Below are 11,181 nucleotides of genomic sequence, written 5' to 3' on the forward strand. Positions count from 1 at the left end.
AATATTAGTTGGCGCCCTCCGAGAGCCCGCTGACGAGCGAATCGTAGAGCAGCAGCAGCTCCTTGGACGGCTTGATGCCGAGCTCGCGGCTCAGCAGCTTCACGTAGTCGGTATACTGCGCGGTCAGTCCCTTCTTGTCCCGCATCATCGCATGCTTGCGCATGAGCAGGGCGACGGCGGCCTCATCCCAAGGGTTGCGGGCGTGCAGCTTGTGCAGCAGCTTGGCGGCGGCCTCCGTATCCCCCGAATCGAGCAGCCCGGCAGCTGCTGCCCGCACGAAGGCCGCATAGCGTTCCGCGAGTTGCTCCGTATGCCGGACCGCCCAGACATAAGCCTTGGCGCCGAACAAGTCGCCCGTGTACAGCCGTTCGACATCCAGCGCTTCCGCCGCGTTGCCGGCATGGAGTCGTCCGAGCCTGGCCGTCTCCCGTTCGAACGTCTCGAAGTCGACGACCGCTTCGTCCAGCTCCAGGACGTACCCGTCGTTCTCCGAACGGACCGCCTCGCGCAGGCCGAGGGGCTCCAGCGACTTGCGCAGCTGGTAGACCGCCGTGTTCAAATATTTCTCCGCGTTCAAAACCGTCATGCCCGCGAAAATCTCGGCGATCAGCCGGTGGCGGGAGATTCGCTTCCCGCGGCTCAGCAGCAGGTAAGCGAACAGCTCGGCGCTCTTGCCCGACATCCACTTCACCCGCCCCCGCTCGCTCTGCACGGCAAAATCCCCGAGCGCCGATACGGTCACCCTGCCCCAGGTCTGCGCCGGCGCGTCCGCCGCCTTCGCTGGTGCCAGCGCCTTGCGGCTCTCCAGCGCGCGGTAGACCGTCCGCTCAAGACGCTCCTGCGTCACCGGCTTCACGAGATAATCGAGCGCGGACAGCTCGAACGCTTCCACGGCGTAGTCCTTGTGCGACGTGACGAACACGACCTGCGGCGCGCCGCCATCGCGGTCCATCTGCGCGGCGAAGGACAGGCCGCTGCCGCCGGGCATGGAGATGTCGACGAACGCCAGATCGACGTCTTCCCGCTCCTTCAGAAAGGCGGTCGCCGTCGGGGCGTCCGAGAACGTACCGACGACCTCCAGCCCATCGTACTTCTCCAGCATTTTCCTCATAATAAGATGCATGACCGGCTCGTCGTCAACCAGCATCACTTTCATACGCGCTCACCGCCCATCCCTCTTTTTCCGTCGCAGCATCCCCGCCCGCATAGCCCGGCAGCGTGAACCGGAATGTCGTCCCCCGCCCCGCCTCGCTCTCGAACCGGAGACTGCCGCCGTGCATGCGAAGAAATTCGCGGGTGAGCACGAGCCCGAACCGCATCTCTCCACCATCGCCCGCGCTTGCGAAGCCGGGCTCCTTGAAGTACATCTCGTCGCGCCGGAGCAGCTTGGCCGTCTCCTCGTCGATGCCTCTTCCGTCGTCGCTCACGGATACGCTCACCTCGCCTTCCCGAAGCGACGCGTCTACCGCGATTTGCCCGCCGACGTCCGTGTACTTGATCGCGTTCGCCAGCAGATTGCGGAAGATGAGATCGAGCATCTCCTTGTCCGCGTTCACGGTCAGCCGGTCGTCGACCCGCTCCGCGATGCGAATGTGCTTGGCGGCGGCTCTCGCGCCGGCCAGCGACAGCGCCTGCCGGACGACCTGCTGCAGATTCCACGCTTGCGGGCGGAAGGCGATCGTGCCGTTCTGGCTGCGGTACCAATCGAGCAGGTTGTCCACGAGCTGGTAGGTGCCGCGCACCTGGCGCTTGATCTCCGGCAGCACCTCGGCCTTCGCCTGGCCTTGCTCCGCCGACTCCGCCTCCAGAATCTCCGTCAGGCTGACGAGCAGCGCGATCGGATCGCGGATGTCATGGGCCATCACGGTGAACAGCTTGTCCTTGAAGGCGTTCAGCTGCGTCAGACGCTCCGACTTTTCCCGCAGCCGCTCCTCGTTCTCGCGCAGCGCCGTAACGTCGCTCAGCAGGATCATTTTCCCGATCGGAGCCGTGCCGGTGTCGTAGATGTGCGTGATGCTGCAAATATAGTGCCGCGTCCGGTCCCCAAGCGCGCGCGCCAGCGGGAAGCGCTCGTCCAGATGCGCCGCCGACGCCAGTCGGTCCAGCAGCTCGGGGTTCCCGCCAAGCACCGTGCGAGCCGGTATCGATGCTTCCTTCGCCGCATGCAGCAGCCCGGGATAAGCCTCCGTCGCCGCGTCGTTGTGGCTCACGATCTGATTGTCGTAATCCAGCAGGATGACGCCGTCCCGGATCGTATCGAACATCTTGGCATAGGCGAGCGGCGTCAGCCGCAGCAGCCGGAAGCGGAAGATGCCCCAGGCGTACACCAGCCCCGACAAGGCGAAGCCGAGCGGCGTAAAGTCGATCTCCTTGTTGAACATGTAGGCGATATTGAACAGGATCGGACCGGCCGCGCCCACGATCAGCACGACGATCTGTTTGCGGACGATCGGGACGGCTCTGAGGTACATCGGGAGAAACAGCAGGATGCCGAACAGCAGAATCGTATAGTTGTAGATCGCGTGGACCGCATACCAAGGACCCTTTATCGTGTTGAAGACGGGGACGAGCCCTTCCGCATTCGGGACGAAGGCGCGATAGAGGAGATGGTGCCAGTCGTTGGTCAGATGCAGCAGGAAGGTGACGGTCGGGATGAGGAAAATGCCGATCGCGACCTGTCTCCGGCGCTTTGCCGCGAACCCGGTGAACTGGAACACGAGCAGCAGCCAGAAGGCCGACACGAACGGGATGCCGACGTATTCCAGCTGATACGACAGCTTCACCTCGCGCAGGCTCTCGCTCACGATCTCGAGCGTGTAGCCCATCGCGTAGCAGGAAGCCGTCAGCATCATCCAGATCATCGTTCGGGCCATCGGCTGCTGCCGCTTCAGATAAGAAAGACAAGCGACGAACAGCATAAACGCCGTAGCGAGACACAGCAGCACCGACATCCATTGCCTCGTATCCACCGCGCCTCTCGCCTCCCTTTCGTTTCCTCTTGGACACTTGGATTCGACAAAAATCGGCGGATTCCTTGTCGAAGGAAATTCGGTCAGCCGGCTCCGCTTGCCGTTTTCGGACACATAGGACTTATGTAACAATTTACATAGGAAAAAGGAAGGAATGTGTTAAAAAATTAAACAAATCTTTATGTAATCTATTACTTTCGGCCGTCTATCGTTCGATAATGGATAGGTAAAAATTTTAACTAAGGAGGGAGTTTTATTCACGAGAACCAATTTTTGAAGGGCTTTCAAGACCAAAGACGCAGGTCTTAAAGGCAACGGGCGGCGACATGCTGAAACGGTTTAGATGCAAATTATACAACAGGAGCGGAGCTTAGTGAAGAAGTTGCTTAGAATGTCCTTTTTCTCCAAAAATTTAATTTTATCGTTCATCAACATCATTCTCATTGGAGCGGCGCTGATCACCTCCGCATACATCGTCGAAAAAAACATTCTGATCGACCAGCTGCGCGGTCAGATCAAGGTCGTCACCGAAAACTGGGCCAAGGGCATCGAGCCCCAAAAAATCCGGCAGGCGATGGGCGAAAAAAGCTACAAGGACCCCGTTCAGACGGAGCTTACCGCTTATCTGGATCAGGTCAACAAAAACAACCCCAACATCGCGCAGGCGTACGTCTTCGGCACGGAGCTGACGAACGGCAACCAGACGTCGATCGCGGCGATGCCGACCAGTCTCGTGACGGCGTTCGAAGAAGCGAAGCTGAACGTCGGCGACATGTACGAGCAGCCGAAAATCGTAGCCAATGCGCTCGCCCATATGCTGGATAGCGGCAAGCCTACCTTTACCAGCATTTACTCCGACGACTTCGGCACCTGGACGACGATCGCCTACCCGATCAAGGACGCCGACGGGAGCACGTTCGCTTATTTCGCCGTCGACGTGGACGCCAGTTCGGTCTCCAAGGGCCTGGGCAAGCTGCTGACCTACGGCATTACGATCCTGCTCATCCTGCTGGCCGTCATTCTTCTGATTCAGTTCATCGTCGCCCGCAAGATGATGAAGCCGATCAAGGAATTGATGCGCGGCATCGAGCAAGTGAGCCAGGGCAATCTGGACGTTAAGCTGAAGGCCGGCGGCAGCGATCTCGGCATGCTGAACGACAAGTTCAACGGCATGGTCGCACGGATCAACGACACGATCGCGAAGGTTCAGCAAACCTCGCACACGTTGACTTCCTCGGCCAAAGCACTGCATGAAGTGTCCGAAAAGAACGACGCCAGCATGGAAACGATGACGGCCAGCATGCGCGAAATTACCGTGAGCGTCGTGACCCAGGAGCAGGCTGCTGGCGACGGGGCGAAGGCGATGGCCGAGATGGCGAACGTCATCCAGAATATCGCGGCCAACGCGTCCAAAGTCGCAGACGAAGCGACGGAGATGGAAAAGCTGTCGCTCGAGGGCAATCAGGTCGTCAGGCAGGTATCGGACCAGATGGTTCAAATCGAGGACTTCGTGACCCGCACGGCTAATGCGGTCCAGCTCCTCGAGGGCCGCTCCCAGGAAATCGAAAATATCGTCGCGATCATCACCGGCATCTCGACCCAGACCAACCTGCTGGCCCTGACCGCGGCCACCGAGGCGGCGCGCGTCGGCGAGTACGGCGCAGGCTTCGCAGTCGTGGCGCACGAAGTACGCAAGCTCGCGGAAATGTCGGCCCAATCGGCCAATCAGATCACCGAGCTCATCAAGGAAATTCAGAGCGAGATCGGCATCGCGGCGCTGGCCATGGAGCAAGGAACAAACGAAGTCCGGATCGGGAAAGAGATCGCGTCCGATGCGGAGCGGATGTTCGGCGGCATCCTGAACGCCACGAACAACGTCGCGCTTCAAATCCAGGAGGTGTCCAGCTCGACCGAGCAAATGTCGGCCGGCACCGAAGAGCTCACCGCGACCTCCGCAGAGCTGTCGGCCTCGGCAGGCAAGACCGCGGCGAACAGCGCCAAGATCAATGAGTCGATCGCTGACCAGAAGGAATCGATGCGTGCCATCGTCGAATCGTCGACGGGTCTGGCGGTCATGTCCGCGGAGCTGCAGCAGCTGGTCGAACGCTTCAAGGTGCAGCTTTAGTTCAAGTTAGTTTCAATACGCACTCTCCCGGATCCACCCGAGACGCACTCTATTCTCTGGGATGGGGTGCGTCTCCATTCTAGCAATGGAGGCAATAACAACATGTCTTTCAATCGTACCGCCGCCGAACTGAACCTCGCGCGCGGATCGCAACAGCCGGTTCTTCTGCTGCCGACGGACTATCCCCGTCATCGCCGGACTTACGCCTACGATACGAGCGAATATGCGTTAAGTGAATCATTAACCCGGAGGCTCGGGGAATCGAAAAAGGAGGGAAATCGCGATATCGCCTTACTGGCGGCCGTCTACTTCGCATGGATCTGCCGCCTGTCGGGCGAGCGGGAGATGGCGGCCGGCATCGCCGCGGCTGCCGGCGACGTGCCGGTGTTCGTCGACGCGGCCGCGGCCCGGACGTTCGCCGACCTGCGCGACGCCGTTCACCGCAGCCTCATTTCGCCGGAGCTGCCATTCGATGGTGTCTGCGAGACCCGCTTCTCCGTCGGCTTCCCCCTTCGCGCGGAGCGCGAGCAGCTGAACTGGCAGCTGCGCGAGCGCGAAGGCGGCTGGACCGTCATCGTCGAGTACGACACCTCTCTTTTCCGCAATGCGACGATCGGCCGATACGTCCGGTATTACGTCGCCTTGCTGGAAGCCGCGCTTGCGGATCCGTCCGCGAGCTTTGCGGGGGTCGACCTGCTGACGGAGGAGGATACCGCGGTCTATGCCGCGCTGAACGCGACGGAAGCGGCGTACGATCGGACCGCGACGATTCACGGCATGATCGAGCGGGCCGCAGCGCTTTATCCGGACAAGACGGCAGTCTCCTCCGCCGAGGGCAAATGGACGTACCGGCAGCTGAACGAGCTGGCGAACCGGACGGCGCGGATGCTGATCGACCGCGGCCTGCGAAAAGGCGAGTTCGTCACGATACTGATGGAGCGCAGCGCGGAGCTGATCGTGAGCCTGCTCGGCATCCTGAAAGCGGGCGGCGTGTACGTCCCCGTCGATCCGGAGCATCCCGACGAGCGCAACCGTTATATCGTGGAGGATACGGGATCGGCGTTCGTCCTGACGAAGGGCAAGTACGCGGCGGCCGCGGAGCGGCTCTGCGCGGGCATCGGGTCGGTCAAGGCGATCGTCGACGTCGAAGCGGGATTCCCGGCCTACGATGGCGCGGACAATCCGGATGCGAAGGTCGGTCCGGACGATCTCGCTTATGTCATCTAGACGTCCGGCTCGACCGGCCGGCCGGAGGGCGCGCTTATCGCGCACGAAGGCGTCGTCAACCTGGGCGAATCGGTCCGCAAGGATTGCGGTATCGGGCCGGATGACGTGCTGACCCAATTCGCCACGTACAGCTTCGACGCCTCCGTGTGGGATACGATCGGCGCGCTGTTCTACGGCGCCGAGCTGTACCTGCTGTCCCCGGCCGAGCGGATGTCTGTCGAGGAATTCGCCTCGGCGGTCGAGCGGACGGGAACGACGATCGTCGCCATTTTGCCGACCGTGTTCTTTAATCAGCTGTCCGCGTATTTGTCCGACGAAGGCTATCGCAAGCTGTCCCGTGTCCACCTGATCACGGTAGCGGGCGAAGCGTTGTACGGTGAGCAGGTGCGCAATTTCCAGCGCAAGTTCAAGGACGCCATCGCAATCGTAAACGTGTACGGGCCGACCGAATGCACGGTGTGCACGACGACCCACACGATCAAAGATTACATCCCGGACGATCTGGCGAACGTGCCGATCGGACGGCCGATCGGCAACTACAAGGTCTACATCGTCAACGAGGAGAACCGTCTGTGTCCGGTCAACGTCCATGGCGAGGTGCTCATCTCGACCGTGGGACTGGCCAAAGGCTATCTGAACCAGGCCGAGAAAACCAGGGACGCGTTCGTCCCGAATCCGTTCGAGCCGGGCAGCCTGATCTACAAATCGGGGGACTACGCCAAGCTGCTGCCGGACGGCACGATCGAGTACGTCGGCCGCCGCGACTCGCAGATCAAGATTCGCGGACACCGGATCGAGATCGGCGAGATCGAGGACGCTTTTGCCCAGATTCCGAACGTGCAGAACATCGCCGTCGTGCCGAAGAAGGAAAAGGACGGGCAGAACATGCTTGTCGGGTTCTTCACTTCCAAGGACGGCGCGCGTGTGGCCGCCGCGGACGTCAAACGGCTGCTCGGCGCCAAGCTCCCCTCCTACTTCGTGCCGAAGCTGGTCGTGCAGCTGGACGACATGCCGCTCTCGCCGACCGGCAAAATCGACCGCAAAAAGCTCGCCGGCTACGAGGTGCGGCAGGAGGAACAGGAGCAAGACGACGAAGGATTCGCACCGCCGGCCAATGAGACCCAGGCGGCTATCGCGGCCGCCTGGCAGGAATCGCTGGAGCTCGGCAGAATCGGCATCCGCGACGATTTCTTCGAGATCGGCGGCGACAGTCTGGCGATCATGCATGTGCTCGTCCTGCTCAAGCCGCGGTTCCCGGACATCGGCATCAACGACTTTTTCGAATGCAGGACGATCGAAAAGCTGGCGGCGCGCGCGGATCGGGCGGGCTCCGGGGCCGCAAGCTCCCGCAAGGCTTATGCCGGAGGCGAAGTGATCCCGCTGGACGAGCATCCCGCCCGTCTGGGACCGTCGTCCGCGGAGCGGGGTGACCGGCGGCACGACCGGCCGTCCGCCGTGTTGCTGACCGGCGCGACCGGCTATCTCGGCGCCTACCTGCTCTACGAGCTGCTCGTCCAGAGCGAGGCCAGGGTCATCTGCCTGGCGCGCGCGAGCGGCGCGGACTCGGCCCAGTTCAGAATCCAGAAGACGATGGCGCACTACTTCGGTCCTGCGTCGCTCGATCTGCTGGACGGACGCGTGTATGTCGTCGAGGGAGACTTGTCTCAGCCCCGACTGGGGCTGTCGGAGGCGGATGCGCAGTTCATTCGGTCGAATACGGACGCCATCCTGCACAGCGCGGCCGACGTGCGGCATTTCGGGGACGCGGATCAATTCGACAAGTCGAACGTCCTCGCGACCCGTCATCTGATCGAGCTCGCCGAGGGATCGGACCGCGACGTCAGATTCCACCACATTTCCACGCTCGGCATCCCAGAAGATCTGGCGCTGAGCGGGCAATGGGAGGCGCAGCTCGCGCGCGCAGCGTTCGATCCTGAACTGCGGGTGGGCAACCTGTATACGCAGAGCAAGCTCGAAGCGGAAAAGCTGCTGTTCGCCGCCGCGAACCGCGGCCTGGCCGTCAACGTTTACCGGGCGGGCAATCTGTCCTGCCATTCGGAGAGCGGGAGGTTCCAGCAGAACATCGACAACAACGCGTTCTACCGGATGATCAAAGCGATGCTGCTGCTCGGCAAGGCGCCGAAGGCGAATTGGGACGTGGACTTCACCCCGATCGACTATGCCGGCCGCTCGATCGTCCACCTGGCGCTGCGGCCCGACACCGCCGGACAGTTGTTCCACATCTGCAATCCGGCGCCCGTTCACTACGAGCGGATGATCGAGATGCTGCGCGCGCTCGGCTATCCGGTGGAGACGCTCGATATCTCGGAATACACGAATTGGCTGTTCGACTCGACGGCGCCCAAGGACGCGGAAGCGATGCAGCTGGCGATCGCCCAGCTCGAGGGCGACGGGGCCAAGGATTCCGACTATCGCTACGGCTGCACGGCCACCTCTTCGTTCCTCGAAGGGACGGACATCCGCTGCGCGCCGGCCGACGAGCGTTTTCTTCGCTCGATGATCGATTATGCGGTTTCGATCGGTTATTTCCCGGCGCCGAACAGGCTGCTGCGGGCGGAGCGCCGCTAAGTAATACAGTTCAAAATAGGGGCTTCCCTCAGGTCGCTTGGACCCGGGGAAGCCCCTGTTGTCGTTGCTTGCGCTAGGCCAACGAGCGCCCGATGATCTTACTCGCCCTGTTCCGCATGCTCCGATACGCTTTGCGCACCGCTTCGTCCGAGGCGCCCTCCCGCAGGGCATCGCGCAGGGGAAGGACTTCCGTTCGGAAGCGTTGTCCGGCCGGGACGCGGCGGACGACCGTCGGAACGGCCGCTGTCTTCGCAATGGCGACGGTTCCGTTATCATTTTTGACCACGTCGATATTCAGAACGACGCCGCACTGGGTATGGATGTTTTCTTTTAATTTCGTCGATATAAAATTGCCCAGAGAATAGGCCGCGAACTGCCGTCTCCCTCTCGCGCGCAGCGGCTGAAGGACATGGGAATGCGAACCGAGCACGATATGCGCGCCGTGCCGGAACAGCAGGTCCACGAGTTGCCGCTGCTTCTTGTTGGGGACATGGGTGTATTCCTGGCCGAAATGCATGCACACGACGACCAGGTCCGCCCTCTTTTTCAAGCGGCGCATGTCCTCGATCATCTTGGGCGGGCGGATCAGGTTCACCATCCACGAGCGGCCGGGCGGCAGCGGAATACCGTTGAGACCCGACGTATAAGATAGGATCCCGACTCGAACCCCTTTGACATCGCGAACCAAAGCCTCCCGCGATGCTGCCGCCGAGGAAAAGGTGCCTGTATGCCCGATCTCGCAGCGGTCCAGCACCCGAAGCGTTCGCAGCAAGCCTGCCGACCCGTGGTCCATGCAATGATTGTTGGCCGTGATCAGTACGTCGAAGCCGGCTTTCTTTAAGGCCGGGGCCAGTTCGTCCGGACAATTGAACAACGGTCCATGCGATCTGCGCCTGACCCCGTCCGTCTTCCCCGCGAAGGTCGTCTCGAGATTTCCGATCGTCAGGTCTGCCTCCTGCAGCAGAGGAGCGACTTTTTCCAGCAACGGGTCGAAGTTATATGCGCCGTCGGCGCTTTTGGCGTCGGAGATGATATAGCGCTTCACCATCAGGTCGCCGACCGCGGCGATTCGAATCGTAGGCAAGCTCGCAGTCCCTCCTGTCGCCGGGGCCTGCCAAGCCGGCAGGTCGCACGGGCATCCAGCATCGTTTCTTTATACATATGATCATCATAAACGTTTGCCACGCTTGCAGGATCGATTGGACGTCGGCCCGGGAAGCAAAGTCTCGTTTAGAGGACGCGGCGCGCGGTTACGTAGTGCGTGGACCAGAAGCCGGACGTGATCGAGCTGATCTGTAGTCCGTCGACGGAAGGCGTATCGTGGATGACTTTGCCGCCTCCCATATAGATGCCCACGTGATTGATGACGCCGTTGTTGCTGCCGATCGTATCGAAGAAGACGAGATCGCCCTTGGCCAAATTGCCTCTGCTCACGAAGGAGCCGGCGGACTTCTGCGACTTCGTGCCCCACTTGAGGCTGACGCCCACCTTGTCAAAGATGAATTGGGTGAACGCGGAGCAGTCGAAGATGAGCTTGGACGGATTTCGCGTGCCGTAGTCATAGCTGACGCGGCCCATATAGCTCTGGGCGATCGAGACGACCCGATCGGCTTTCGAGCCGCCGCCGGAGGAAGGAGCCGAACCGCCGCTGCCGCCGCCTGCATAATTCGTATATTTGCTGCTGGACGATATATAACCGGAATTGCCCTTTTGATCGAAGACATGCAGCCAGTAAGCGTTCGCCTGACCGACGACGTGGACCGACTCGCCGGAGCCGATCATCCGGATGACACCCGAACTGGATGAAGCGCTGACGCGCAAGTTGACGCCGTATTTGATTTTCGTATCGTAATAAGAGGCGGCGGACGCCTTCGGCGCGGAAACGGCTTGTCCGGCCGTGACGACCCCCAGCCCGATAGCGGCGCATAAGCCGACAGACAGAATCCGACGCAGGAATGGCTTGGTAGTAGACATGTAAGTTCCTCCCGAGATGTATGTAAGTGCGTGCCTCAGAACCCACGATATCACAATTGAAACAACCCAGACTTTCCCACGAAGAGAAAAAATCGCCGTGCAATCAGATCATTTCCTCATTATTAGAATAAGTTGAGAATTTTCTCACCAACTTACCTGCATATCCAAATCATTCTCATGCAAGAAAGTCATTCCGCGTTGTAGAAGTGGTGCGAGCATCTTGCGGACATCTCTGCGTGCGCTATATCAATCTCATATAGGCGCTGATTTCCGCTTTCATTTCCGGTGGGATGATGC

Annotated in this window: 6 protein-coding genes and 1 pseudogene; 3 read left to right on the forward strand and 4 right to left on the reverse strand. The window is 60.8% G+C overall.

Annotated elements, in window-relative coordinates:
* Positions 1-4 precede the first annotated feature (4 nt).
* Together KVT38_RS01270 and KVT38_RS01275 are read right to left on the reverse strand one after the other, a co-directional pair.
* A complete protein-coding gene (locus KVT38_RS01270; RefSeq protein ID WP_217591869.1) occupies positions 5-1,156 on the reverse strand; it encodes a response regulator in 1,152 nt (383 codons plus the stop codon).
* Positions 1,137-2,969 carry a sensor histidine kinase gene (locus KVT38_RS01275; protein ID WP_217591870.1) on the reverse strand — a complete coding sequence of 611 codons (1,833 nt, stop codon included), beginning with the start codon at positions 2,967-2,969 and terminating at the stop codon, positions 1,137-1,139. Before KVT38_RS01275 ends, KVT38_RS01270 begins: the two co-directional genes overlap by 20 nt.
* A 373-nt stretch (positions 2,970-3,342) precedes the next feature.
* Here KVT38_RS01275 and KVT38_RS01280 point away from each other — a divergent pair, with 373 nt between their 5' ends.
* From KVT38_RS01280 to KVT38_RS34595, 3 genes and pseudogenes are all read left to right on the forward strand, one after another.
* Positions 3,343-5,094, forward strand: coding sequence for a methyl-accepting chemotaxis protein (locus KVT38_RS01280; protein WP_217591871.1), 1,752 nt, complete (start codon positions 3,343-3,345; stop codon positions 5,092-5,094).
* A gap of 345 nt (positions 5,095-5,439) precedes the next feature.
* Positions 5,440-7,341, forward strand: a pseudogene (locus KVT38_RS34590) (non-ribosomal peptide synthetase); the annotation flags it as partial.
* Entirely contained in the window at positions 7,330-8,910 is a 1,581-nt protein-coding gene (locus KVT38_RS34595) for an SDR family oxidoreductase (RefSeq protein ID WP_254638904.1), read from the forward strand. The pseudogene KVT38_RS34590 and the gene KVT38_RS34595, both read left to right, overlap by 12 nt.
* 73 nt (positions 8,911-8,983) lie before the next feature.
* Here KVT38_RS34595 and KVT38_RS01290 read toward each other — a convergent pair whose 3' ends face one another.
* Both KVT38_RS01290 and KVT38_RS01295 read right to left on the reverse strand, forming a co-directional pair.
* The gene (locus KVT38_RS01290; protein ID WP_217591872.1) at positions 8,984-9,994 is read right to left on the reverse strand and encodes a CapA family protein; all 1,011 of its coding nucleotides are present in this window, start codon (positions 9,992-9,994) and stop codon (positions 8,984-8,986) included.
* A gap of 146 nt (positions 9,995-10,140) precedes the next feature.
* A complete protein-coding gene (locus KVT38_RS01295; protein WP_217591873.1) occupies positions 10,141-10,884 on the reverse strand; it encodes a C40 family peptidase in 744 nt (247 codons plus the stop codon).
* Positions 10,885-11,181 lie beyond the last annotated feature (297 nt).

Source organism: Cohnella sp. GbtcB17 (assembly GCF_019091135.1).
In the GTDB taxonomy this organism is placed as follows: domain Bacteria; phylum Bacillota; class Bacilli; order Paenibacillales; family Paenibacillaceae; genus Cohnella.

What these genes read in the sequence shown, in the direction of transcription:
- KVT38_RS01295 (WP_217591873.1), bottom strand. Translation starts at nt 10,884, where the DNA reads ATGTCTACTACCAAGCCATTCCTGCGTCGGATTCTGTCTGTCGGCTTA.
- KVT38_RS01270 (WP_217591869.1), bottom strand. Translation starts at nt 1,156, where the DNA reads ATGAAAGTGATGCTGGTTGACGACGAGCCGGTCATGCATCTTATTATG.
- KVT38_RS34595 (WP_254638904.1), top strand. Translation starts at nt 7,330, where the DNA reads ATGCCGCTCTCGCCGACCGGCAAAATCGACCGCAAAAAGCTCGCCGGC.